We start from the raw sequence: 25,500 nt of genomic DNA, 5'->3' as shown, positions 1-25,500 counted from the left end.
TTCATTTTATAAAATGAAATTATAGAAAAACTATATATAACCCGGTGAGACAAACGGTTTCGCCAAGACGAATTAAAACAAATAGACGAATGATTCCACAAGCAATCACAGAAAAAATTATCCTTGCAGACGGCAGGGAAATCACAATCGAAACAGGGAAGTTGGCTAAACAGGCTAACGGTTCGGTTGTTGTAAGAATGGGCGACACAATGCTTTTAGCAACTGTTGTAGCCAACAAAGATGCCAATCCTGGTGTTGACTTTTTACCTTTAACGGTAGATTATAGAGAAAAATTTTATGCAGCGGGACGTATCCCAGGTAACTTTTTTAGAAGAGAAGCAAGACCTTCTGACGAAGAAATTTTAACAATGAGATTGGTTGACCGCGTTTTGCGTCCGCTTTTCCCGGAAGATTTCCATGCTGAAGTACAGGTGATGATTTCACTTATTTCTTATGACAAAGATGTAATGCCGGAAGCATTGGCTGGTTTGGCCGCTTCTGCAGCGATTGCAATCACAGATATTCCTTTTAACGGGCCGATGTCAGAAGCACGTGTTATCCGTTTGGATGGTAAATTGATGATCAATCCAAGTTTGGAACAATTGAAACAATCCGATTTGGACATCATGGTAGGTGCAACCAAAGATTCTATCGTGATGGTAGAAGGTGAAATGAAAGAAATTTCCGAAGCAGAAATGATTGAGGCAATTGAATTTGCACACGAAGAAATCAAAAAACAAATCGAAGCGCAAGAAAGATTGGCTGCAAGAGTTGCTAACGTTCTTCCAAAAAGAGAATATTCACACGAAACTCACAATGAAGAAATTCGTGAGAAAGTGTGGAAAGAAACGTATGATAAAGTTTATGAAGTAGCTAAAACGCCTTCAGCAAAGGAAGAAAGAGGTGATAATTTCAAAGCAGTTTTGGAAGAATTCCTTTCTCAGTATTCAGAAGAAGAATTAGATGAAGTAAAACCCTTTGCCAAAGTTTATTACCACGATGTGGAAAAAGAAGCGATGCGTCAAATGATTTTGAATGAAAACATTCGTTTGGACGGTCGTGACCCGAAAACAATTCGTCCGATTTGGAGCGAAGTGGATTATTTGCCGGGAGCACACGGTTCTGCTGTTTTTACAAGAGGTGAAACCCAATCATTGACAGCCTTGACTTTAGGTTCTTCTAAAGATGCAAACATGATTGACAGTGTAGCTTCACAACACGATGAAAAATTCTTTTTACACTATAATTTCCCACCATTTTCTACCGGAGAAGCACGTCCTTTGAGAGGAACTTCACGTAGGGAGGTTGGTCACGGAAACTTGGCGCAAAGAGCTTTGACTTATATTTTACCAGATGATTACGGATATACAGTTCGTATCGTTTCTGACATCTTAGAATCCAATGGTTCGTCTTCGATGGCAACAGTTTGTGCCGGATGTTTGGCGTTGATGGACGGTGGTGTGCCAATCAAGAAGCCGGTTTCAGGTATTGCGATGGGTTTAATCACTGACCAAAAATCAGGTAAATTCACTGTACTATCTGACATCTTGGGTGATGAAGATCACTTAGGTGACATGGATTTCAAGGTTACCGGAACAAAAGACGGTATCACAGCTTGTCAGATGGATATCAAAATCCAGGGATTGTCAATGGACATCATGAAACAAGCATTGGAACAAGCACGCGAAGGTCGTTTGCACATTTTAGGTGAAATGATGAAAACACTTTCTGAACCAAGAACACAATTGAAACCAAATGCTCCGAAATTAATCGTAATAGAAATTCCAAAAGAATTCATCGGTGCAGTAATCGGACCTGGTGGAAAAATTATTCAGGAATTACAGAAAGAAACCGGAACGGTTATCGCAATCGAGGAAACAGAAACTTCAGGACGCGTTGAAATCGCTGGTGTTGACCAAGAAAAAATCGATGCAGCAATCGCAAGAATCAAACAAATCGCTTTCGTTCCTGAACCGGGCGGAGTTTATGATGCGGTTGTGAAATCTATCAAACCATTTGGTGCTTTTGTTGAAATTTCAAAAGGCGTAGAAGGTTTGGTTCACATTTCTGAAATTGAACATAAACGTTTGAATACTGTAGAAGAAGCTTTGAATTTAAATGACAAAGTAAAAGTGAAATTCTTAGGTTACGACGACAAAAAGAAAATGAAACTTTCCATCAAGGCATTATTGCCAAAACCGGAAAGAGCTGATAAACCGGCAGAATAATTTCTGATTCGGATTGATAATACTGAAACGCTTCCTTTTTAGGAGGCGTTTTTTTATAAAATCCATTGATTTATCCAAAATCAGATGTAAATGATATTCATAAAGCAATTGTTTTGAGAGTCAACACTTTGTACTATAGAATTGTAGGTGATGAAATTAAAATTTTATCTTTTTTCTCAAATTCTCAAAGTCAGGATAAAAGAAAACTCTAATTCAATTCCATCTCACACCCATCACCCAAACTCAAAACACCTTCTTCCAAATTCTCAGGATGCAATTTAAAGCCTTTCAGCTTTGAAGTTTTTCCTTTAAGAATTAAATCTTGGATTTGTTTTTCGGTTAATTTTTTGCCGAAGATTTCAAATGGAACTTTGAACCCACAATTTTTAAAATCTGTACAGCCAATTGCAGTTTTTCCTTTGATTAATTTGTTGGATTTGCATTTCGGGCAATCAGTTTCTTCCCAAAGAATCTCTGATTTTTTACGAGGAATTTTTTCCTTTTTTTCTTCCGGTTTTTCTTCGTGAAGCTCGATTGTTTTTCCTTGACCTCGGATAACTTTCTGCGTCAATTCCCAAACCATTTTTATCAATTCTTCCTTGAATTGATTTGCTTCGTATTCACCGCTTTCGATTTTCCGAAGTTTAAATTCCCATTCACCCGTGAGTTCAGGACTTTTGAGCAATTCATCTTCGATGGTGTCGATGAGTTCCATTCCGGTGGATGTAGCAACGAGATTCTTGCGTTTTTTCTCGATGTATTTTCGGCGAAATAGTGTTTCGATGATGTTCGCACGTGTCGATGGGCGACCGATTCCGTTATTTTTCATCATCTCGCGCAATTCTTCATCTTCGACTTGTTTTCCTGCAGTTTCCATCGCTCGCAACAAAGTTGCTTCGGTGAAATATTTCGGCGGGGTCGTTTTTCCTTGGTGAATTAAGGGTTCGTGCGGACCCGATTCTCCCACGTTGAATTCAGGAATCGTTTGTTCCTCCTCTTTATTTTCTTCGGACTCTTCTTTTTTGTCTTTGGCATAAACTTCGCGCCAACCCGGTTCAAGGATTTGTTTCCCATTTGCTTTGAAAGGAATCGTTCCGACTTGTCCTTCCACCAACGTATTTGAAATTTTACATTCGGGATAAAAAACCGCAATAAACCGTCGCGCCACCAAATCATAAATATATTTTTCTTCGATGTTTAAACTCGAGGAAGGTGGAATTTCTGTGGGAATGATGGCGTGGTGGTCGGTCACTTTTGTGTCGTCAAAAACGGCTTTCGATTTTTGAATTGGTTTTTGTAAAAGCGGCGCAACCAAATCCTGATAAAAATTCATCTTTTGAAGAATTCCATTCATTTTCGGATGAAGGTTTTCTGACAAATAAGTAGTGTCCACACGCGGATAAGTCACGTGTTTTTTCTCGTACAAACTCTGGATGTGCTTCAATGTGTTTTCTGCCGAATAACCGTATTTTTTATTGGCTTCCACCTGTAAAGCCGTCAAATCAAACAAACGCGGATTCTTTTCTTTTCCTTCTTTGATTTCAAAAGAAACAATTTCAAATGGATGTTGTTTCAAATATTCCAAACCTTTTTCGGCGCGTTCAACGGAATTTAATCTGTCAATCGCCGCGTTAAAAATTACTTCACGGTATTTGGTTTTGAGTTCCCAGTAATCTTCGGTGTTGAAAGCATTGATTTCTTTTTGGCGTTGGACAATCATCGCCAAAGTTGGGGTTTGAACCCTTCCAATTGACAAAACTGCTTTTCCTCCACCAAATTTTTTGGTAAACAATCGCGTTGCATTAATCCCCAAAAGCCAATCGCCGACTGCGCGGGCATTTCCCGCAAGGTACAAATTCATGTAATCTTCAGCCGGTTTCAAATTGGCGAAACCTTCTTTGATTGAATCTTCCGTAAGCGAGGAAATCCATAAACGTTTCATCGGTTTGTTGCAACCTGCTTTCTGTAAAACCCAACGTTGGATAACCTCTCCCTCTTGCCCGGCATCACCACAATTAATCACTTCATCACATTCCTGCACCAATTTTTCAATGGTTTCAAATTGTTTTTCGACTCCTTTGTTAGGGATTAATTTGATGCCGAATTTTTGAGGAATAATGGGCAATGTGCTCAAATTCCAATATTTCAAATTAGGATTGTAATCATGTGGTTCTTTGAGCGTGCAAAGGTGTCCGAATGTCCATGTGACACAATAACCATTGCCCTCCATATAACCGTTGCGGGAGGCAGTGGCCCCGAGAACTTTGGCGATATCGCGTGCGACACTTGGTTTTTCGGCGATGCAGAGAATCATTTATTCAATTTCATTTTGAGAAAGCAAAAGTCTACATTTTTTTATTAATTCTAACTGAACTTTAAAAGTAGATGTTACATTTGAAAAATTGAAGAAATTCACAAAAAAATAGATTTAGTATAAATCAGTCTTTTAACTGCTTGACAAATTGTACCTTTGCCAAAAAATTGGGCTCCTTTGAGTTACCCATTAATAATTAACTTTTTTATTAAACATTTTTCATGTCAAACATTGTAGCAATTGTAGGCCGTCCTAATGTCGGCAAATCCACATTTTTTAACCGATTAGTTCAAAAACGCCAAGCCATCGTAGATAACGTTTCGGGCGTTACCCGCGACCGTCACTACGGAAAAAGCGATTGGAACGGAAATGAATTTACCATCATCGACACCGGCGGATACATCATTGGTTCCGAGGATGCCTTTGAAGTTGAAATCCGTAAACAAGTTGAACTCGCCATAGAAGAATCCAATGTAATCCTTTTTATGGTGGACAATCAGGTTGGTCTGACCGATATGGACAAAGAAGTTGCACAATTACTTCGCAAAAGCAAAAAGCCGGTTTTGTTAGTGGTAAATAAAGTTGATTCCAACAAAAATATTGATGATACTTACGAATTCTACAATTTAGGATTTGAGCAATTCTTTACAGTTTCTTCTCAAAGCGGAAGTGGAACAGGAGAATTGTTGGATGAAGTGGTTACACATTTTGACCAAGGCGATCATAAAGATCCTTTTGAAGGATTGCCAAGAGTAGCGATTGTAGGACGTCCAAATGCAGGGAAATCTACATTGACAAACGCTTTGCTTGACGAAGAAAGAAACATTGTAACCGATATTGCAGGTACAACACGTGATTCTATCGAAACTTTATACAACAAATTCGGTCATGAATTTGTGTTGATTGATACTGCAGGAATGCGTAAAAAAGGAAAGGTCAGCGAAGATTTAGAGTTTTATTCTGTGATGCGCGCTGTTCGTGCTGTAGAAGAGTGTGATGTTTGTGTACTGATGATTGATGCGACGCGAGGAATCGAAGCACAGGATTTGAACATTTTATTTTTGGCCGAAAGAAACCGAAAAGGTCTTGTGATTTTAGTCAATAAATGGGATTTGATAGAAAAAGAAACCAATACGATGAAGGCTTATGAAGCCGAAATCCGTAATAAAATTGCACCATTTAATGATGTGCCGATTCTTTTCGTTTCCGCATTGACAAAGCAACGTGTACATAAAACCGTTGAAATCATCATGGAAGTAAATGAAAACCGTAACAGAAGAATCAAAACCAGCAGGCTTAATGAATTGCTTCTTCCAATTATGGAAATTACTCCGCCACCTGCAATCAAGGGTAAATATATTAAAATCAAATACGTAACGCAGTTGCCGACACGTACTCCGCAGTTTGCATTTTTTGCCAACTTGCCGCAATACGTAAAAGAACCTTACAAACGCTTCATAGAAAACCAATTGCGTAAACATTTTAATTTTACAGGCGTTCCGATTGAAGTTTATTTCAGACAGAAATAGACTGGATGCGGGATAGTGGACGTTTGAACATTTAATTTTAAACGAAATTGTGGAGTATAAATTTCTTACAGATACAGACATTCAATTTTTCCGAAATTTAATCGGAACTGAAAATGTTTTAATTTCTGATTTTGAAATTTATGCTTCTGACGCGACTGAAAAACTTGAGTTTTTTCCAGATATCGTTTTGAAACCACACACTTCAGAAGAAATTTCCGAGATTGTTAAATATTGCCATAAGGAATTATTGCCCATCACGCCACGCGGCGCCGGAACAGGTCTCGCCGGCGGTGCATTACCTGTAAAAGGTGGTGTCTTATTATCTGTGGAACGAATGCATAAAATTCTGGATATTGATACCAAAAACTTTCAGGTTACAGTTGAGGCGGGCGTGATTAATTTTAATTTGCAACAAGCATTATTTCAGCATAATTTATTTTTTCCGCCTGATCCAAGCAGTTGGCAGAGTTCGTTAATCGGCGGAAATATTGCAACCAATGCTGGCGGACCTAAAGCTGTGAAATATGGTGTGACGTCGAATTATGTCTTGAATCTGGAAGTAGTTTTGCCTAATGGAGAAATTATCTGGACAGGTGCAAATACTCTGAAAAACAGTACAGGATTGAATCTGACTCAATTGTTTGTTGGAAGTGAAGGAACATTGGGGATAATTACGAAAGCAGTTTTGAAAGTCATGCCGCAACCTAAATTTGATGTTTCAATGCTCGTTCCTTTCCGGAATTTGTATGAAGCTTGCGATGCTGTTTCCGAAATCATGTACGCAGGATTAAATCCAGCCGCACTGGAATTCATGGAGAAAAATGCAATTCAGATTACAACCGAATATTTAGAACAAAATTCATTTCTGGAAGGGTTAAATAAAGATTTATTTGAAAATAACGAAGCTCATTTACTCATCATGTTTGATGGAAATTCTTTTGAATCCATCATGAATGAAGCGCAGAAAACGGCTGAAGTTTTGGGTAAATTTGACATTGGAGAAATTCTTTTTGCTGACGCAGAATTAGAAAAAGAAAGAATCTGGAAAATCCGCCGCCGCGTTGCGGAAATAGTGAAAATGAACGGATATACTATTGAAGAAGATACAGTTGTTCCGCGTGCAAACCTGGCGAAATTAGTAGAAGGAATGCATAAACTGGCAAACGAAAATGACTATAAAGTAGTTTGTTATGGTCATGCAGGTGACGGAAATCTGCATGTGAGAATCAATCACCCAATTCATAAAAACTCCTATAACAACCCCGAAATTCAAATCATTTTGAAAAAATTATTTGAAGAAGTAAAGAAGTTAGGAGGAACAATTTCTGGTGAACATGGAATCGGATTGATTCAGAAATCCTACTTGCCAATTGTGTTCTCACAGGCAAATTTAGATTTACAGAAATCCATCAAACAATCCATCGACCCAAAAAATATAATGAATCCGGGAAAGGTTTGGATTTGAGATTTTTTAATACATTTAATCCCAAATCTAAATTTTTGCATCGCTTTAATTTTCATATTTATTTAATTATAAGTATTTTACTTTTTTCGCCCTTTTCATTTTCTCAAAACGAAAAACAGAATCTGGATAGTTTGGAAAAGGTTATGTTTAATATGAATAAAAATAAACCCGATGAAATCATCAAATTGGGAGATTTTATTCTGAAACAAACCAGTTCAGATGAACAAAAAGGCAGGGTTTTAGGTTTGCTGGGTGTTGCTTATTTTGAAAAAAATGATTTGGACAAATCGACGGAATTGTTTTTTGAAGCGAAAAATATTGCTGAAAAAACTGGAAATCATGAGCTGACTGCAAAAATTTACGGTTCCATAGCGCATCAATACATTCATTTAAAATTGAATGAAAAAGCAAAATTTTACCTGAACAAAGCCATCGCAGAAATCGATAAATTACCCGAAGGAAACAAAAAATATTCACTCAAAGGTTTGTCTTATCTCGAACTCGGAAATGTAGAATTTGACAATCAAAATTATAAAATTGCCAATCAAAATTACAAGCAGTCGTTGACTCATTTTCAGGATATGATTGAGCCGGGAATGCAGATAACTTATCATTACAGAAGGTCTTTGTACAACATCGGGAATTCATATTTGTACATGAATCAGCCGGATTCTTCAGAATTTTATTTGAACAAAGCGATTCAAATAAAAGACGATAAGAACAAAGATTTAAATTTTTTCATTTATAATTCTCTGGCAAAAATTTATACGCAAAAAGGTTTTTACCAGCGTGCAGTTGATTCGCTTCAAATTGTTTTGAATGATCAAGAATTCAAAGACAAAAGGCTTGAATCGGAAATTTATCTCAATCTTTCTCAGAATTATAAAGAATTAGGGAATAATGATCAATATTATTTCTACAATGAAAAATATATCAAACTCAAAGATTCTTTGCAATTAACAGGATTGAATGCGATAAATTCTGCCATCGATGCCGAACAAAAAGATTTTTCGCTTGCGCTTTCGCAGTCAGACAGAAACAATAAATTCTTGATAATCGGAAGCATTTCATTTCTGATTTTAATGTTAATCGTCATTATTTATTTAATTTTTAAAAGGAAAAAAGAGCGTATTATTTTTGAGAAAATTATCATTGATTTGAAGGGAAAACTTGAAAATCCAATTGTTTCAGAGAAGGAAAAATTAATAAAAGAAGAAAATTCAATTCCAAGTTCTGTCGAGGAAGAAATTCTTTTCAAATTGGAGAAATTTGAAAATTCTCAAAAATTCACCAATCCAAAACTGACGATTTCTACTTTGGCGGTTCAGCTCAAAACCAATACGACCTACCTTTCTGAAGTAATCAATAATTATAAAGGTAAAAACTTCAATGCATACATCAATGAGCTTCGCATCAAACACATTTGTGAGAAAATTTATACGCATCCTGAATACTTGAATTACAAAATCAGTTATCTCGCCGAGGAGTCAGGATTTACTTCTCACAGTTCATTTGCGACAGTTTTTAAATCCGTTACTGGCATTTCTCCATCGGTTTTTTTGCGCGAAGCCGCCAAACATGATTCCTACAAGCCTAAATTGATAAAATAAATTTAACTCATTGGTTTTTAATATTTTGAAATTTAAAATGTCTTTTAAAATCAAGGATTTTGAAAGACAATCATTAGTATTTTACACAATCTGAAATTACATTTACTCAAAAATTAAACAACACGATGAAGAAAATTTTATTGACGACAATTTTGTTTGCTGGAATGATTGCTTTTGCACAGGATTGTTCTTACGGAACGGTTACGGATAATACAGCGAGCGGTGGAAATATAACGACGGGGGGTATGTATGAATATTCTTCAGCTGCCGATTTTGATGTTCCTTTCGGAACTATTTTGACAGTGAATCAAGTAAAATTGAACGTTACAAAAGGAGAAGCAGATTTAGAATATGTGCGTATTAAATTTCTGGAAGATGCCAATGGAAAACCTGGAGAGCCATTTCAAACATTTGAAAATGTGACTCCAACAAGCCAGATGTATTTGTATGCAACAGAAATAGAAGGCATGGATGTCTATGAGGTAACTGTGGATTTGCCTTCAACTTTTGCATTATCAAAAGGGAAATACTATTTAGAGGTACAGGGCGCACCAGGTGATGGCGTTGCTGTAGGTTGGGAAATTACCGATCAGGAAACGACTTCGGTGGGAAGATTTGATTTCAATAAATTTGATACAGATCCGTGGTTTGGTGGTTTTTCTTATTATGACAATGTTTTTCAGGTTTTAGGAACTTGTGCAGACAGTGGAGAAGAACAGCCTGATTATGGTGATGCTTGCAGTCAGGGAAATGCATCGAACGAATATGAAACTGGATTGAATCTGAGAGGAGGAAGTTTAACAGATGATTTCATCGTACCGGCCAATACTACTTTTTATTTAACAGATTTTAAAATTTCAACTTTGCAATTGGGGAATATTGTCAACGCGAGCATCAGCATCAGAAATTCAATTGATGATCGTCCCGGTGACGTGATTTATACCGTTGCAAATAAAGGTCCTAAAACTGAAAATTTCTTCGGATATCATCCTTTTGAAGGATTTCCGTTAGAAGTAGTTGCGGTGGAGTTGGAGTTTGAATTTGATGAAGCCATCGAATTGACCGAAGGAAAATATTTCATTGAAATGCACAACGTTGTCAATGTTCCGTTCACAGATTTCCTTGCCTGGGAAGCTACTTCGCTTGAAGGAATCGGTGGAAATGCATTCGAATCTTTTGATGGTGAGACTTGGACGGAAGTTGAAGGACTGAATCTGGTTTTTGATGTTTCAGGATTTTGCAAAGAAACTTTGGGCGTAAATGATTTGACGAAAGCGGATTTTAGTTTTTATCCAAATCCGGTAAAAGATGAATTGAATATCATTTCAAAATCGGAAATCAAAAATGTTTCTATCTATAATGTTTCCGGTCAAAAGGTTTTGAATTCTAATTCTAAGAAAATCAATACTTCAGCATTGTTAACTGGCGTTTATTTGGTGAAAGCAGAATTAGGAAACGGGCAAATTGAAACTTTCAAAATCGTTAAAAAATAAGTTTAAATTAAAGATGGTTAAAATAGGAAGCCTGTGGAGAAATCTACAGGTTTCTTTTTTGGAATGAATTTGAATCAATTCAAAATGCCTAATTTTACATTTAAAATAAAACGACGTGCACTTTTTTTTCAATTTCAACGAAGATATTCCGGAACAATTTTATTCAGAACAAGACAAACAGCCGCACAGCGAATGCTCAGTCTGTGGAAACGGGTTTGGAAACGGACATTATTTTGTCGAAAAAGCATTTCAGCGAACGCACGATAAATCTTCCTACGAATTGACTTTTGAATATGCAATTTGCGAGCGTTGCAAATCGGATATGATGCAGAGCATTTCCAAAGAATCTATGAAACATATTCAGGAATTTGCCATGAAAATGGGTGGAATGCCTGTGCCGGAAAATTCAAACGATGTAGAAATTGATTTGAAACAATACCTTACAACCTGTATCGCAACCGGGAAGTCTATTGATGAGTTGGAAGAATATCATTTAGTGGGAATTTTCCGCGGAAATAAAATGGTGCAGCTTCCGATGCTTTATGGCGAGACATTTATAGAAGAATATTCAGAATTATTATCAGAAGAAACCAAGGGCTTTTTCGATGATTTCTTCAATAACATCACGCTTTTGCCACCTACTTTGGCGAAAATTTTAGAAGACGAAAAACCCAGACGTCCTGTTTTCATTTAACCATTTTTAAATTTTCTCATTCTCAAATTTTCAAATTAAACTATCTTAGCCAAATGGTTTTAGTCACGGGCGCAACAGGACTTATCGGCGGTTATCTTTTGTTGGAATTATCCAAAAGAGAAAATAAGATTAAAGCAATGAAAAGAGTGAATTCTTCTTTGGATTCGATTCAGAAATTGTTTGAAGAATTTTCTACATTGCAGAAATTCAATGAAATAGAATGGGTAGAGACTGATTTGCTCGATGTCCCATCACTTTCAGATTCATTGCATGGAATTCAAACTATTTACCATACCGCAGGCTGTGTTGGTTTTGATGACCGTGAAAAAGAAATGATTCATCAAATCAATGTCGAAGGAACCGAAAATTTAATCAACATTGCAGTTTCGCAAAATATTGAAAAATTCATTTATGTAAGTTCAATTTCGGTTTTGGATAAAATGCCAACAGAAAATAAAATTGATGAAACCTCAAAATGGGACGGTGAAAAAGACCATTCGGAATATGCAATTTCTAAAAAGAAAGGCGAAATGGCAGTTTGGCGCGGTTCGCAGGAAGGACTTAAAGTTCTGGTTGTTTATCCGTCAGTCGTTATAGGAAGTTTGGACGGAAAGCGAGCAAGCGAAAAGATTTTTGAACTGGCGGCTAAAAAGAAAATGTTTGCCACAGAGGGAATTACAGGCTATATAGATGTGCGTGATGTCGCTTTTTGTATGGCAGAATTGGTTAAACAGGAAAAATGGAACCAAAGCTTTATCATTACTTCAGAAAATAAATCCTTTGTAGAAATTATGGATTTTCTAAGAAATAAATGGGATTTGACTAAAATCTCTGTTTTGTCCGAGAGTAAATTAAAATTTATAAGATTTATTTCAAATTTCAGTAGATTTTTTGGAGGGAAATACATGAGTAAGTCCAATTACAATGCGCTTACTGGAGAAGCAGCTTATTCCAATCAAAAAATAAAAAATGAACTCGGAGTTGAGTTTATTCCGATAAAGGAATCTTTGGATTTTCATTCAAATCGATATAAAAAATTAACACACTAAGATGGAACAATTTCATTCAAAATTAAACAAACAGAAAAGAGAAGGATCAGGAAGCGTTTCGGCACAATGTCCCTCAAATATAGCATTAGTCAAATATTGGGGAAAGCGAGGAAATCAAATTCCTATGAACTCATCTTTGAGTTTTACGCTGACAAACAGCTATACGGAAACCGAATTGAAATTCAAACCAAAAGAAAATGATGGATATTTAGTGAACGTTTATCTGGACAAAAATCTGAATGAGCATTTCGCGCCGCGCATTTATACTTTTTTTGAAAGAATTGAAGAATATATTCCATTTCTACAAGATTTTGAATTTGAAATTCATACACACAATACGTTTCCACACAGTTCTGGAATTGCATCATCTGCTTCCGGAATGGGGGCGATGGCTTTATGTTTGGTTCAGATGGAACAAAATTTCGGCGGAAATCTAAGCGAAGAAGAAATGTTGAGAAAAGCATCTTTTTTGGCAAGACTGGGTTCGGGAAGTGCCTGCCGTTCTATATACAAAGGAATTACGGTTTGGGGCGAATCTGAATTTGTAGAAAATAGTTCTGATTTGTATGCAGTTCCATATCCTTATGAAATTCATACAGTTTTTAAAGTTTTTCAGGATACTATATTATTAATAGATGAAGGACAAAAAGAAGTTTCAAGTTCAGTCGGACATAAATTGATGGAAAATCATCCTTACGCTCAACAAAGATTTTTAGCTGCGAATGAAAATTTAGGTAAATTAATTCCAATTTTGAAAGAAGGAAATTTAGAGGAATTCGGAACATTAGTCGAGCACGAAGCTTTGAGTTTACATGCGATGATGCTGACTTCCAATCCGGCCTATATATTAATAAAGCCAAATACATTGAATGTTATAGAGAAAGTTTGGGAATTCAGAAGAAATACTTCTGCTAATTTATTTTTTACTTTAGATGCCGGCGCAAATGTTCATTTGTTATATCCTGAAAATGAAAGAGAAGCGTGTTTGGAATTTATACAAAACGCATTGAAAACATATTGCAGCAAGGAGAAATTTATAAAAGATTTAACTTTTTAACATTCTAATTTAAAATAATTATTAAATTTGAGCAATTAATAACTAAATTAAAAATTAAAACGCATGAAAAAATTTTCTATTCTTTTAATGGGATTGGCATTTTCAGCTGGTTTCGCACAAACAACAATTACACAAAACACTGACACAACGACAATTTTGACTCCTCACGCAGTAACTTGTGGTGTTCAAGGTTCTTATACTGGTTACAACGTAATCAGTAGAGCATTCAAATTGGATACATTTGGAATCACTACAGACTTCACTGTAACAAACGTAGGTTTTGGTTTTGAAAACATTACAGGTGATTTGCCATTTGCTTTGATTTTGAGTACTTCAGGTGGAGCTTATCCTGCTGGGGCTTTGACTGAATTGATGTATGAGCCTGTTAACATTTCTGCTGCTGACAGCGGAACTATTTTAGATGTTGAACTTTCAGAAGCAGTAGTTGTTCCTGCGGGATCAGAATTAGTAATGGCTTTCGAAGGTGACGGTGAGTTAGATTTGGTATCTTGGTATCCTGCATCTAACGATGCTGGACAGTCTGGTCCATCTTACCTTACAGCTCCGGCTTGTGGTTTAAATACTCCGGGTACTTATGCATCAATCGGATTTGCAGATGTACATGTAATTATGACTGTAACAGGAACTACAGACATGGGTGTTGTAGAATTGAATTCTAAAGCACTTTCTGTATATCCTAATCCTGCAACAGATGTAATCAACGTATCATTGAAAAATGGTGAAGCTCAAAGCATCGAAATCACAAACTTAGCTGGTCAGAATGTTTATTCTGCAAAAGCAGCTAACTCTGTAAACGTTTCTTTCTTGCCTGCTGGAGTTTATGTTGTTAAAGTAAAAGATATCAACGGAACAACTCACATGAGCAAAATCGTAAAAAAATAATTAGAAATAATTTATTTTAAATTAGAAACCACTCAGAAATGAGTGGTTTTTTTATGATTTTAATTTAAACTTCAGCATCCTCAAACGGAATTTCTTGCTTTCTGTTCTTGGCATAATCAATGGTTGCATTCAACTCAAATCCTATTAGTATTAATAAAACATTGATATAAATGAAAAGCATCATAATCATCACCAGCCCAACAGAACCATAGAGGATATCATATCGGTTGATTTCTTTGACGTAATATCGGAATCCCATCAAGGTTACAAAGAAAAGCAAAGTTGCCATGATAGCTCCAGGAAACATAGTTCTGAATCTTTGCTTGATATTGGTTCCATAGTAATAAAGCATTACCAGTGAAGTAAAGTAAAACAACGTAGCTGAAGCAAAGTTCAACAAATAAATCGCAGGAGAAATATCATCAAAAGTCTTCGATTCTTCTATGTATCTCCAGATGAAGTTAGTATAATAAGTCAGTAATAATTGTACAATGATAAACACTACAAAAAACAAAGTCAAGACAATCGACACCAACCGTGCATTGATTCCTTTTCTGCGTTTTGCATAACCATAATGCGATTTATTGAATCCATTTATAATTGCAAAAATTCCATTAGAAGATAGCAAAATGGTCAGCAAAATATAAATCCAGCTGATGCCGCCACGCTCTTCTTGTCCGCGTGCTGTTTCGGAAACATATGTGATGACTTCAGCTGTAATTCTTTCCGGTAAAATTCTTGGAAGAAATTCAGAAAACAGCAATTCCTCGATTTCCGTGTACATCGGCGCATAGGGTAAAACGCTAAAAAGGAAAAGTAAAAAAGGAAAAATACTAAAGAAGAGTGCCCAAGAAACTGCACCAATCCTCAAACCAAATATTCCTTTAGCCAAGCCTGAAATCATCAATCCGATGAATTCATACAAAGAAATATGGTTCAGATTTTTAAATTTTATTCGTTTTGTAAGATTAACTACAGGATTATTCTGCAAGAAATGTTTAATCTTTTCTTTAATAGCCATAATTTTGTATTCAAGTTGATGAAGCAAAAATGAACCTTATCACCATTTGCATAGGTAAAACAGACGAAAAACCATTGGAAGAACTGATTCTGAAATATGAAAAAAGACTTCCGCAACATTGGAATTATCAACGCATCGAAATACCCGACATCAAAAATCGGAAAAACCTTTCGGAACAACAACAAAAAGATAAAGAAGCTGAATTAATACTTTCAAAAATCCAACCTACGGATTATGTGATTTTGTTGGATGAATTGGGAAAACAGATGAATTCAACCAAATTCGCAGAAGAAATTCAAAATCTGATGAACCAGTCCGTTAAACAAGTTGTGTTTCTGATTGGTGGTCCTTACGGATTTTCAGAGGAAATTTACAAACGCGCCAACCGCAAACTTTCACTTTCTGAAATGACGTTCACACATCAGATGATTCGCCTCTTTCTCACAGAACAAATCTATCGCGCATTTACTATCTTGCACGGAAAACCTTACCACCATGAGTAATTTTGATCAATTAGACGAATCTGAATTTATTGTCAATAATTCAGATTTCAAAATAGACATTCCTAAAGCACTGGGCGTTGCCATCATCATCATTTTATGTTTGGTGGTTGTCAGCAGCATTGTGACTTTGCCGGCATATTTTTGGAAAGATTTTTATCATGTGGCTTTGCCGCTTTCGTTTTTGGCAGGCGGTGTTTCAGCAATTTTTCTTTTATTGATTTATCTAAAAATCAAATGGAAAACCATCATTGAACATTTGAAGACTTCACCTAATGTTTGGGTAATTATTTTAAGTCCGATGCTTTTTATTTTTGCACTTCCATTTGCAGAATTCACTACTTCACTGGTTCCTACAGCCGGAAACCCGATTTTGGAACAATTGTACAAATCCACCATCGAAGCATTTGAGATGATGCTCAATTACAAAGTAGCAGGATTCATTACGGTTTGTATTTTGGCTCCTATTTTAGAAGAAATCCTTTTCAGAGGAATTTTACTTCGTGGAATGTTACACCAAGGAATCAATCCAGCTATTGCAATTATTTTGAGTTCAATTTTGTTTGGATTGGCGCACATGAACCCTTGGCAGTTCATCGGCGCAGGAATTTTAGGGGCTATTTTCGCGTACATTTATTACAGAACAAAATCACTTTGGATTTGTATTTTTCTACATTCATTAAATAATACAATTTCTTTTATTCTAATGCTTAAATTTCAATCGATGGAGGAAAATGTCATTGATCCCAATGATTATGTCTCCATTTTTTTATGTCTTTTCATCGCAATTTTAATCGGATTCGGAATTTATAAACTCACACCCAATATCAAATGGAATTAATTTTCGCATCACACAATGAAGGTAAAGTCAAGGAGATCAAAGCGATGGTTTCCGATAAAATTCAAATTCTATCTTTAAATGACATCAATTTCCATGAAGAAATTGAAGAAACCGGAAATACTTTAGAAGAAAATGCGCGAATCAAAGCCAAAGCTATCCATGATTTGACAGGTAAAAATGTTTTTGCAGACGATTCAGGATTGTTTGTCGAAGTACTAAATGGCGAGCCCGGTGTTTTTTCGGCACGTTATGCGGGAACCGGCAATTCAGATGATAATATTATGAAATTATTGAATGAGTTGAATTCAAATCCAAACCGAAATGCTTATTTTAAATCTGTTTTTTGTTTGATTCTCAATGATGAAGAAATTTATTTTGATGGAGAAGTTCATGGAGAAATTATTTCAGAAACAAAAGGAAATCAAGGTTTTGGATATGATCCGGTTTTTGTTCCCAATGGATTTGATTTGACTTTTGCCGAAATGAATTCAGAGCAAAAAAATCAAATCAGCCACAGACGCGAAGCGGTACAGAAATTGATTAACTTTATCGAAAATTTCTGACCTTGTCCTTAAAACTCACAATATTAGGTTTCAATTCTGCTATTCCCAAGAAAAAATCTGCACCGACTGCGCAGCTTTTAGAAATTGCCAATCGCCATTTTCTCATCGATTGCGGCGAAGGAACGCAGGTTCAATTGCGAAAAGCAAAAGCTAAATTTTCCAAAATCAATCATATTTTTATCTCTCATTTGCATGGTGACCATGTATTTGGATTGATTGGATTGATCAGTACTTTGCAATTGTTGGGAAAAGAAACCCCTTTGTGGATTTTTGGCCCGAAAGGAATTAAAGATTTCATTATGAATCAATTGCGTCATACACAATCCAATTGTTCTTTTGAATTAAGTTTTAAAGAACTCGAAAGCAAACATAGCGAATTGATTTTTGAAGACGACAAAGTAAAGGTTTTTACCATTCCATTGAATCACAGAATTTATACAAACGGTTATCTTTTCAAGGAAAAAGAAAAATCCCGAAAACTCAATATAGACGCAGTTAAAAAACATCCTGAAATCGAAACTTGTGATTACCAGAATTTGAAAAATGGACGTGATTTTCAATTGCAAAACGGAGAAATTTTATCGAATCAATCATTGACTTTTTCACCTGAAAAATCTTTGAGTTATGCATTTTGTTCAGATACGAGATACAAACCGGACATAGTTCCTATCATCGAAAATGTGGATTTGCTGTATCATGAAGCAACTTTTTTAGAAGATTTGAAAGAAATGGCAGATTATACCGGACATTCAACTGCGAAAGAAGCGGCGATCATTGCGCGTGATGCTAATGTTGGAAAATTGGTGTTAGGACATTTTTCTAACCGATATAAAAATCCAGAAATCTTGTTGGAAGAAGCTAAACTAGTTTTTGAAAACACATTCATCCCAAAACAATTACAGATTTTTGAAGCTTAATTTTCTTTTTTAATTAAATCCAAAATTTCATTTCGTTTGATTTTTCCGCTTTCGGTCCTTGGAAATTCGTTTAGGAAATAAGTTTCTTTAGGAACTTCATATTTATCCAGTTTTGAATTTTGAAATATAAGATTAGACTTTTTGTCAATTTTGAATTTTGAATTATTTCTGTCTTCTATAATTAAGATTAATTTTTGTCCTAAAGTTGAATCAGGTAAAGAGGAAATGATCAATTCGTCTTTTATAAAAGACTTTAACTTAGATTCGATTTGTTCAGGAAATAATTTAATTCCACCTGAATTGATCACATTGTCAAATCTTCCGAGCCATTTAAACTGATGTTCAGCTTTGATTTCCACAATATCATTTGTGGTGATTTCTTCTTCAAAATAAGGCGTTTGGATGACGAGACAATCGCGTTCATCTTTTCTGATTGAAATTCCGTTTAGCGTCGTGAAAAACTCTTCCGAAATTTTCTTCAGGGCAATGTGCGTGATGGTTTCAGTCATTCCATAAGATTCGAAATTTTGGGTTTTTAGTGGTAATAATTTGTTTCGAAACTCATCAGAAAGCGGCGCGCCACCAATTAATAAGATTTTTATTTTAGGCAATTGATCAAATGAATTTTCAACTTGCATCGGCGTCATAGGAACGAAATCAATTTTATCTGTGAAATCTAAGTTGATTTTGGATTTGGGTTCGACACAATATAATTTCAATTTTAATTCTAGTGCTCTTACAATCATCATTTTACCGGCAATAAAACTGACCGGCATACAGAGCAAAGCAGTATTTCCTTGATTTAGCCCAAAGAATTTTCCGGTCATTTCAGCACTCATTTTCATGGCGGTTTTCGGAATTTTGATTTCTTTGGGAATTCCGGTTGATCCTGAAGTTTTTGAAATGATAAACTCAGATTCTGAAAACCAATTCTTTATAAAAGAATAAATTTCATTTTTCCAATTTTCATTGCTTGATATTTCCTCTATTTCAAGGAAAGAGAACTCTTTTGAAAAATCTAATAAAATCATTCTGAATAACTTACGCCTGCATTGATTTCAGTTTCCAAATAATTATTGGCAGGAGGAATAGGACAATTATAATATTTGCTGTAAGCGCAATAAGGATTGTAGGCTTTGTTGAAATCAACGGTTACACTTTTGTTTTTGATATCTTTTATTTCGAGATCAATGTATCTTCCGCCTCCGTAAGTCGTCACACCATTTGTGTCATCTGTAAAAGGGAGAAAAAGGGAATTTTCATAACCTTCAATCGGAGGGTCTGATTGATAAAGAGTCAATTCGAAAGGTTTTTCATTCAATTCAAAATTAACTTTTCCGTATTCCCTGTAGTGTTTTATTTTTTGTGCTGAAGTGGGAAAAGGAATCGTTTTTCCGTTTTCGATTTTAGTGAAATTTGCTTTCACTGCGAAATCATTATTGACAGGGAAAAATGTAATTCCTTTGAATTTTTCTTTTTCGTCTTCTTTTAATGGCGTAGTTTCAGGATTGTTCCATTCATTTTTTAAATCTTGCTGGTATTTTGAAATCGATGAATTATAACTTGAAGCACAAGAAATAAAATTGAAAACAATAAAAGATAAAATTACGAATCTGTTCATGAGTCAAATTTAACTAAAATAAAGATTGTCGCCACGAACTTCCAATTTTGAAGGAAAATTATTTTCAAATAAACCTCCGGTTCCCAAACCTTGCGGCATTGGATTATTGAGGGTAAAAGTCCATTGTGCAATGGCATTAAGCCCTATGCTGCTCTCCAATGCAGATGTAATCCACCAATTAATTCCGAGTTCGTTTGCAAAATTTATCCACTCTTCGCTTCCCCGCCAACCACCCACCAAACTGGGTTTGAGTATGATGTATTGTGGTTGGATTTCTTGGAGTAATTTTTTCTTTTCTTCTGGATAAAATATACCAATGAGTTCTTCGTCCAGCGCAATCGGCATGGGAGTTATTTGGCAAAGTTCCGCCATTTCATCAATATTTCCTGATTTGATGGGTTGTTCGATGGAATGAATTTTTAAATCGGTCAATTCTTGCAAAATAGTTTTTGCTTCTTCAAATGAAAATCCACCGTTTGCATCAACGCGCAATTCCAAATCATTTTCTGAAAATTCATTTCGAAGGTTTTTCAGGATTTCGTGTTCCATTTCCCAATCGACTCCAATTTTTAATTTGATACAATGAAAACCTGAATTTAATTTTTCTTTGATTTGATTACGCATAAATTCTTCATTGCCCATCCAAATCAAACCATTGATGGGAATTCCTTCATTTCCTTTTGTGAATTCTGAAGGAAAGAGAATTGGATTAAAAACATCCTTTTTTACCTTGTATATTTTATGTTTTTCTTTCGATTTGAAAATTTGTTCAACACCGAATTGAATGGAAGGGAATTCGCGAAGTTCTTCATATAATTTATCTAATCCTAAATACAGATTTTGACAAACCCAATTTAATTTTTCTTCATAATCTAGACGGTCATCTGCGCTTAGACCTCTGAAAATACCGCATTCTCCATAGAATTCGGTTTCATCATTGTTTTCCGTTTTTAAAAGAAATGTTTCTTTTTTATGAAGAACTCCGCGGGAAGTTCCACTTGGTTTTTTTAAAATTAACTTATAAGACTGAAAATTTGTTTTCATTTTGATAAATATAAAGGTAAAAAGTATAAAAGAGTTATATTTTTTTTAAGTAGTGCATAATTTATTGATAATCATAGTGTTGATTAATTTTTTTTAAAATTGTGATGTTTTAACATAAAAACATGTTAAATGGTTGAGAAATTATTATTAAGTTAGTGTTTTATTTAACATTTTAATTTATTAACATTTTTTAACTATGAGGAAGTATTTATTTTATTTACTCTTGTCCATTTTGCCGCTTGCGGGGTTTGGGCAGATTTTCTCGGAGAGTTTTGATAATGTCACGACTCTCACGACGAATGGTTGGGTTAGATCCAATCAGAGTACGACTCCAGCGGGAGTTGAAGGGTGGGTTCAGGGAGTAGCCACTACTTTTCCATCTTATCAGGGCGGTCACATTGTATGTAACTTCGCTAGTAATACTGGTAGTGGTACAATCAGTAACTGGCTGGTAACGCCAAATATCAATGTAAAGGATGGAGACAAAATTTCATTCTATACAAGAGTAGGAGCAAATCCTGCTGAGTATCCGGACAGATTGCAGTTCAGAATGAGCCAAGCGGCTACTACGACTATGCCTGTAGGTCCTAATGATGTAGGATCATTTTCTGCTTTGTTAGTAGAGGTAAACCCTAGTCTTACGGCTACTGGATATCCTGCTACATGGACAAAATATGAAGCTACAATTTCAGGGGTTGGAACAACAGCGGTGCCTGTTAAATTCGGTTTCCGCTATTTTGTTACAAGCGGAGGAACCACAGGTGTTAACTCTGATATTATCGGTGTAGACCAATTCTTGGTGGAAGCAGGAACAACAGGAGGAGATCCATGTGCAGTTGATGCTTTCCCATTCACAGAAACATTTGAGGCAGACAGCTCATCAAGAGTTTGTTGGACAAATGAGTATGTATCAGGAACTCACAATTGGGAGTACAGAACTGGTGGAGTTAATTCACCTATTGTAACAACGGCTCACACTGGGACATTGAATGCTTGTTTTAATGCAAACGTTCAACAAACACACACAACTAAGCTTGTGTCACCAAAATTTGATTTCAGTTCAATTGCTAATCCAGAAGTGAATTTCTGGTATGTAAATCAAGAATGGTTGGGAGATCAAAGTGAGTTAAGAGTTTATTATAAAACTTCTGCAGCGGGTGCTTGGACGTTGATCCCAGGAGCAGTTTATACTACTAATATTACAGCTTGGACAGAAGTTACTTTAGCTTTACCAAATCCAAGTGCAGAATATTATATTGCTTTTGAAGGAGTAAACAATTGGACAAGAGGTATATTACTTGATGATGTAAAAGTTGATGGTGATGAAGTTGGAACAGGATGTGATGCTGTTGATGTTCCTTATATGGAAGATTTCGAAACAGCTGTTGTTCCTGCTATGCCGGAGTGTACTACAGTTGAAAATGCTGGAGCAGGTAATAACTGGATAACAGCTACTGAAGCAACAGGTAACTATGGATTTACAGGTAAATTCTTGAGATATAGATGGAATGCAGCTGAAGATGCGAATGCATGGTTCTATACTAAAGGAGTTAATTTAGAAGCAGACAAAACATATGAGATTTCATATAAATATGGAGGAACATTTACAATTTACCTAGAAAGTTTAAAAGTAGCTTATGGTACAAGTGCACAAAGTTCAGCTATGACAACTACGTTAGCAGATCATCCTATAGTTACTAATGATGTTCCTTTGATAAATACAGTAGAATTCTCGCCTGCAACAGACGGAGTTTACTATTTCGGTTTCAATGCATATTCTGAAGCAGATATGTTCTACTTACATGTAGATAACATCTCTATAGTTGAAACAGATGGAGGCCCTACAGACCCTGTATATTGCGAGCCAGTTTTAGACTGTACTGATAATGATGTGATCACTAATGTAACTTTTGCTGGAATTAATAATACAACAACATGTAGTCCTAATGGTTTCGGAGATTATACAGATCAAATTGCTGAAGTTGAAACAGATTCAACTAATCCAATTGCTGTTACAGTAGGTAATGGATGGGCTTTTGAATCAGTTTCTGTATGGATTGATTATGACAATAGTGGAACATTCGATGAGAATGAATTTACATATGTTGGAACCGGAAGCGCTGGTGTTGTTTCAGGAAATATAGCTATTCCTTCAGATGTTGAAGAGGGTGCTTACAGAATGAGAGTAAGAGTAGCTGCAGTAGGAGCTGTTTCTGCGACTTGGGATATGTCATGTGACGAAGATCAAGGTTTTGGTGAAACAGAAGATTATACAGTAAATATTACAGGTGGAGTTATTGAGCCAGGTAATGATTGTGAACAATCGACGCCAAGTAACAACTTCGAAAATGGTCATGGTAACTTACATTTATTGACTGTTGCTAATGATTTCTCTGTTGATGCAGATCAAACATTTACTGCAGATCAATTGAAATTCAACTTGATTTTGCCTGCAGGACAATCTGTTACAACAGCTACATTAAGTTTCTACCAAGACACAAATGGATCAGGTCCTGGTACTGAAATAGGAACAAGACCTGCTATCGTACCAACCTCTTCAACTACCGTTGGAGCTTTAGGTGCATTTGATGTTAAAGAGGTTACACTTGATTTTGCTCCTCAAGAATTCTTGGGTGGAGCGTCAGGGGCAAACTATTGGGTAGGTATTACAATCACTACTCCAGCAGCAGCATCTTACTGGGAAGGAACAACTATTTTGAATACAGATAACGAAGGTTATGTATTGCAGACTGGAGTTTGGAATAAAATCTCAACAGTATTTGCTTCTGCACCTTATGATGGAGTATTTACAATTTCAGGAACTTGTGAAGCAGGAGAAGATCCTGAACCAAGTGAAGATTGTGGACAAGGAGATGATTCAAATGGGTTTGAAAATGGATTCCAAATTGGTACAGGAACAGATTTTAGAAATACAGATGATTTCTTTGTTTCTGCAGATAATACATTAAACGTATTGACAATTGAATTGAATGTAATCGCAATGGAGCCTATCGAGTCTATTGGATTTACTTTCAGAGATGATGTTGCTGGACTTCCAGGAGCTGTTTTACCTCAGTCAGTAACAGGTCTAGTTCCTTATGAGCAAGTACTTGTAGGAAGTGCATTCGGATTTAATGTTTATGCAGTTTATGTAGATGTAGATTTAGAATTCGTAGGAGGCGCAACAGGAACAACTTATTGGATGCAGCCAACAGCTGTTGCAGCAGGGGGAGCTATCGGAGGAGCATTCTGGGAAATTAGCTCAGTTGGAACACTTGGAGCACCAATTCACACAAGTGAATTAAATGGTCCATGGACTCCAGATGTTGATGGTTCAGATGGTGTATTTAAACTACATTGTGAGCACATCACACCACCACCACCACCATGTATTTTTGCAATTACTATAGATATTGAACCTATTACGCGTGTTAAAGTTTCAAACATTGACAACGTATCAGACGCTACAGTAAATGGATCTCCAGATTTGGAAGACTTTACTTCAATCGAAGGTAACGTAGCAGCGGGTGATTCTTATGATGTAGCATTTGAAGGTAATACAGCTGGAAATTTCACAACATATTTTACAGTATTTATTGACTGGAACCAAGATGGTGACTGGACAGATGCAGGTGAAATGTATGAGATCGGCTCAATTACAAACTCAACTGGTACAGATGGTCAGCAAGCAACTGGTAACATTACTGTTCCTGCAGATGCTTTAGAAGGTAGCACAACGATGAGAGTTATTAAAAACTTTAATAGTTCTCCAACTAATCCTTGTGGAACATATTCTTACGGACAAGCTGAAGACTATACGATCATCGTTGGTGATGCACCACCTTCAGATGTAGACTGTCTTCAAGGAGATAACAGTAATGCATTTGAAAATGGATTACAAATCGGTACAGGTACTGACTTTAGAAATGCAGATGACTTCATGGTTTCAGCTGGAAACACATTGACCCTAGAAGCTATTGAAATCAATGTTATTTCTATGGGAGGTCCGGTTGATGCAATTGACTTCACATTCTATGATGATGCAGCAGGTGCTCCTGGAACAACTACAGTTGCAAGTGTAACTGGCATTGTGCCTGTTAGCCAAGACGTTATTGGTTCAGCTTTTGGATTTGACGTTATTCGTATTATCGCACTTGTTGATTTACAATTCACAGGTGGAGCGGAAGGAACAACTTATTGGATGCACCCTACAGCTACTGCTGCTGGTGGAGGTATCGGAGGAGTATTCTGGGAAGTTAGCTCAGTTGGTACTTTAGGTTCACCAATTCATACAAGTACAGTAAATGGTCCATGGACTCCAGATGCTGATGGTTCAGACGCTGTATTCAAATTGCATTGTGAATATTTAGGAGTATCAGATATGACACCTTATAACTTTGCTTACTATCCAAACCCTGTAAAAGATGAATTGAACATTACTTCTGATAAAGTAGTTCAGTCAGTATCTGTTTACAACTTGGCAGGTCAGCAAGTATCAACTCAGAAATTAAACGTAACAAACGGAAAAGTAAGCACTAGCTCACTTGCTCCTGGAGTTTATGTATTCAGAGCTGTACTTGATGGTGGACAAGTGGAAACTTTCAAAGTGATCAAAAAGTAATTTAAGTTTAAATAAATAACTTTTTATAAT

19 protein-coding genes are annotated in these 25,500 nt (G+C 36.0%); 14 read left to right on the top strand and 5 right to left on the bottom strand.

From position 1 onward, the window contains the following. Window positions 1–89: 89 nt before the first annotated feature. On the top strand, window positions 90–2,228 hold the full coding sequence (locus B8977_RS14060) for a polyribonucleotide nucleotidyltransferase (RefSeq protein ID WP_084018850.1): 2,139 nt from the start codon (window positions 90–92) through the stop codon (window positions 2,226–2,228). 208 nt (window positions 2,229–2,436) lie between these two features. Here B8977_RS14060 and B8977_RS14055 read toward each other — a convergent pair whose 3' ends face one another. Then, window positions 2,437–4,542: a type IA DNA topoisomerase gene (locus B8977_RS14055; protein WP_084018848.1), complete on the bottom strand. Its 2,106-nt coding sequence runs from the start codon at window positions 4,540–4,542 to the stop codon at window positions 2,437–2,439. A 221-nt stretch (window positions 4,543–4,763) separates the two neighbouring features. Here B8977_RS14055 and der point away from each other — a divergent pair, with 221 nt between their 5' ends. The 8 genes from der (at window position 4,764) to B8977_RS14015 (ending at window position 14,342) form a co-directional block, all read left to right on the top strand. Further along, complete coding sequence (der, locus tag B8977_RS14050; RefSeq protein ID WP_084018846.1) at window positions 4,764–6,071, top strand: ribosome biogenesis GTPase Der; 1,308 nt, start codon at window positions 4,764–4,766, stop codon at window positions 6,069–6,071. Between the two features lie 49 nt (window positions 6,072–6,120). Next, on the top strand, window positions 6,121–7,536 hold the full coding sequence (locus B8977_RS14045; RefSeq protein ID WP_084018844.1) for an FAD-binding oxidoreductase: 1,416 nt from the start codon (window positions 6,121–6,123) through the stop codon (window positions 7,534–7,536). 152 nt (window positions 7,537–7,688) lie between these two features. Further along, the gene (locus B8977_RS14040) at window positions 7,689–9,146 is read left to right on the top strand and encodes a helix-turn-helix domain-containing protein (RefSeq protein WP_159447503.1); all 1,458 of its coding nucleotides are present in this window, start codon (window positions 7,689–7,691) and stop codon (window positions 9,144–9,146) included. 125 nt (window positions 9,147–9,271) lie between these two features. After that, window positions 9,272–10,639 carry a T9SS type A sorting domain-containing protein gene (locus tag B8977_RS14035; protein WP_084018840.1) on the top strand — a complete coding sequence of 456 codons (1,368 nt, stop codon included), beginning with the start codon at window positions 9,272–9,274 and terminating at the stop codon, window positions 10,637–10,639. Window positions 10,640–10,754: 115 nt separating this feature from the next. Beyond that, on the top strand, window positions 10,755–11,333 hold the full coding sequence (locus B8977_RS14030) for a hypothetical protein (RefSeq protein ID WP_084018838.1): 579 nt from the start codon (window positions 10,755–10,757) through the stop codon (window positions 11,331–11,333). Between the two features lie 53 nt (window positions 11,334–11,386). Beyond that, window positions 11,387–12,382 (top strand): NAD-dependent epimerase/dehydratase family protein, encoded by a 996-nt coding sequence (locus B8977_RS14025; RefSeq protein WP_084018836.1) that lies wholly within the window; start codon window positions 11,387–11,389, stop codon window positions 12,380–12,382. Between the two features lies 1 nt (window position 12,383). Beyond that, the gene (locus B8977_RS14020) at window positions 12,384–13,439 is read left to right on the top strand and encodes a diphosphomevalonate decarboxylase (protein ID WP_084018834.1); all 1,056 of its coding nucleotides are present in this window, start codon (window positions 12,384–12,386) and stop codon (window positions 13,437–13,439) included. Between the two features lie 63 nt (window positions 13,440–13,502). Next, window positions 13,503–14,342: a T9SS type A sorting domain-containing protein gene (locus B8977_RS14015; RefSeq protein WP_084018832.1), complete on the top strand. Its 840-nt coding sequence runs from the start codon at window positions 13,503–13,505 to the stop codon at window positions 14,340–14,342. A 64-nt stretch (window positions 14,343–14,406) separates the two neighbouring features. Here the strand turns inward: B8977_RS14015 and B8977_RS14010 are convergent, their stop codons facing one another. Next, window positions 14,407–15,363, bottom strand: a complete 957-nt coding sequence (locus B8977_RS14010) for a YihY/virulence factor BrkB family protein (RefSeq protein WP_084018830.1) — start codon at window positions 15,361–15,363, stop codon at window positions 14,407–14,409. A 29-nt stretch (window positions 15,364–15,392) separates the two neighbouring features. On the opposite strand from B8977_RS14010, the gene rlmH reads away from it, so the two are divergent. Genes rlmH through B8977_RS13990 form a run of 4 tightly spaced genes read left to right on the top strand, consistent with a single transcriptional unit; the run spans window position 15,393 to window position 18,184 of the window. Then, on the top strand, window positions 15,393–15,866 hold the full coding sequence (rlmH, locus tag B8977_RS14005) for a 23S rRNA (pseudouridine(1915)-N(3))-methyltransferase RlmH (RefSeq protein ID WP_084018828.1): 474 nt from the start codon (window positions 15,393–15,395) through the stop codon (window positions 15,864–15,866). Further along, window positions 15,859–16,704, top strand: a complete 846-nt coding sequence (locus B8977_RS14000) for a CPBP family intramembrane glutamic endopeptidase (protein WP_084018826.1) — start codon at window positions 15,859–15,861, stop codon at window positions 16,702–16,704. Before rlmH ends, B8977_RS14000 begins: the two co-directional genes overlap by 8 nt. Further along, window positions 16,695–17,267, top strand: coding sequence for an RdgB/HAM1 family non-canonical purine NTP pyrophosphatase (gene rdgB / locus B8977_RS13995; protein ID WP_084018824.1), 573 nt, complete (start codon window positions 16,695–16,697; stop codon window positions 17,265–17,267). The genes B8977_RS14000 and rdgB overlap by 10 nt, the downstream gene beginning before the upstream one ends. 2 nt (window positions 17,268–17,269) lie before the next feature. Next, a complete protein-coding gene (locus B8977_RS13990) occupies window positions 17,270–18,184 on the top strand; it encodes a ribonuclease Z (RefSeq protein WP_084018822.1) in 915 nt (304 codons plus the stop codon). On the opposite strand, the gene B8977_RS13985 is transcribed toward B8977_RS13990, so the two are convergent. Genes B8977_RS13985 through B8977_RS13975 form a run of 3 tightly spaced genes read right to left on the bottom strand, consistent with a single transcriptional unit; the run spans window position 18,181 to window position 20,849 of the window. Further along, window positions 18,181–19,215, bottom strand: a complete 1,035-nt coding sequence (locus tag B8977_RS13985; protein ID WP_084018820.1) for an AMP-binding protein — start codon at window positions 19,213–19,215, stop codon at window positions 18,181–18,183. The two genes, B8977_RS13990 and B8977_RS13985, sit on opposite strands and share 4 nt — an antisense overlap. Further along, window positions 19,212–19,805, bottom strand: a complete 594-nt coding sequence (locus B8977_RS13980; RefSeq protein WP_084018818.1) for a DUF1684 domain-containing protein — start codon at window positions 19,803–19,805, stop codon at window positions 19,212–19,214. The genes B8977_RS13985 and B8977_RS13980 overlap by 4 nt, the downstream gene beginning before the upstream one ends. A gap of 9 nt (window positions 19,806–19,814) precedes the next feature. Next, window positions 19,815–20,849 (bottom strand): o-succinylbenzoate synthase, encoded by a 1,035-nt coding sequence (locus B8977_RS13975; RefSeq protein ID WP_084018816.1) that lies wholly within the window; start codon window positions 20,847–20,849, stop codon window positions 19,815–19,817. A 196-nt stretch (window positions 20,850–21,045) separates the two neighbouring features. Between B8977_RS13975 and B8977_RS13970 the strand changes: the two genes are divergently transcribed. Continuing rightward, complete coding sequence (locus B8977_RS13970) at window positions 21,046–25,470, top strand: T9SS-dependent choice-of-anchor J family protein (protein WP_084018814.1); 4,425 nt, start codon at window positions 21,046–21,048, stop codon at window positions 25,468–25,470. Window positions 25,471–25,500 lie beyond the last annotated feature (30 nt).

The organism is Moheibacter sediminis (assembly GCF_900176425.1).
Taxonomy (GTDB): domain Bacteria; phylum Bacteroidota; class Bacteroidia; order Flavobacteriales; family Weeksellaceae; genus Moheibacter; species Moheibacter sediminis.
Note: the sequence above shows the minus strand (reverse complement) of the source record. Positions and strands in the feature narration are given on the sequence as shown.

What these genes read in the sequence shown, in the direction of transcription:
- B8977_RS13985 (WP_084018820.1), bottom strand. Translation starts at nt 19,215, where the DNA reads ATGATTTTATTAGATTTTTCAAAAGAGTTCTCTTTCCTTGAAATAGAG.
- B8977_RS14010 (WP_084018830.1), bottom strand. Translation starts at nt 15,363, where the DNA reads ATGGCTATTAAAGAAAAGATTAAACATTTCTTGCAGAATAATCCTGTA.
- B8977_RS14020 (WP_084018834.1), top strand. Translation starts at nt 12,384, where the DNA reads ATGGAACAATTTCATTCAAAATTAAACAAACAGAAAAGAGAAGGATCA.
- B8977_RS14040 (WP_159447503.1), top strand. Translation starts at nt 7,689, where the DNA reads ATGAATAAAAATAAACCCGATGAAATCATCAAATTGGGAGATTTTATT.
- rdgB (WP_084018824.1), top strand. Translation starts at nt 16,695, where the DNA reads ATGGAATTAATTTTCGCATCACACAATGAAGGTAAAGTCAAGGAGATC.
- B8977_RS13975 (WP_084018816.1), bottom strand. Translation starts at nt 20,849, where the DNA reads ATGAAAACAAATTTTCAGTCTTATAAGTTAATTTTAAAAAAACCAAGT.
- B8977_RS14000 (WP_084018826.1), top strand. Translation starts at nt 15,859, where the DNA reads ATGAGTAATTTTGATCAATTAGACGAATCTGAATTTATTGTCAATAAT.
- der (WP_084018846.1), top strand. Translation starts at nt 4,764, where the DNA reads ATGTCAAACATTGTAGCAATTGTAGGCCGTCCTAATGTCGGCAAATCC.
- B8977_RS13980 (WP_084018818.1), bottom strand. Translation starts at nt 19,805, where the DNA reads ATGAACAGATTCGTAATTTTATCTTTTATTGTTTTCAATTTTATTTCT.
- rlmH (WP_084018828.1), top strand. Translation starts at nt 15,393, where the DNA reads ATGAACCTTATCACCATTTGCATAGGTAAAACAGACGAAAAACCATTG.
- B8977_RS14025 (WP_084018836.1), top strand. Translation starts at nt 11,387, where the DNA reads ATGGTTTTAGTCACGGGCGCAACAGGACTTATCGGCGGTTATCTTTTG.
- B8977_RS14015 (WP_084018832.1), top strand. Translation starts at nt 13,503, where the DNA reads ATGAAAAAATTTTCTATTCTTTTAATGGGATTGGCATTTTCAGCTGGT.
- B8977_RS13970 (WP_084018814.1), top strand. Translation starts at nt 21,046, where the DNA reads ATGAGGAAGTATTTATTTTATTTACTCTTGTCCATTTTGCCGCTTGCG.
- B8977_RS14060 (WP_084018850.1), top strand. Translation starts at nt 90, where the DNA reads ATGATTCCACAAGCAATCACAGAAAAAATTATCCTTGCAGACGGCAGG.
- B8977_RS14035 (WP_084018840.1), top strand. Translation starts at nt 9,272, where the DNA reads ATGAAGAAAATTTTATTGACGACAATTTTGTTTGCTGGAATGATTGCT.
- B8977_RS14055 (WP_084018848.1), bottom strand. Translation starts at nt 4,542, where the DNA reads ATGATTCTCTGCATCGCCGAAAAACCAAGTGTCGCACGCGATATCGCC.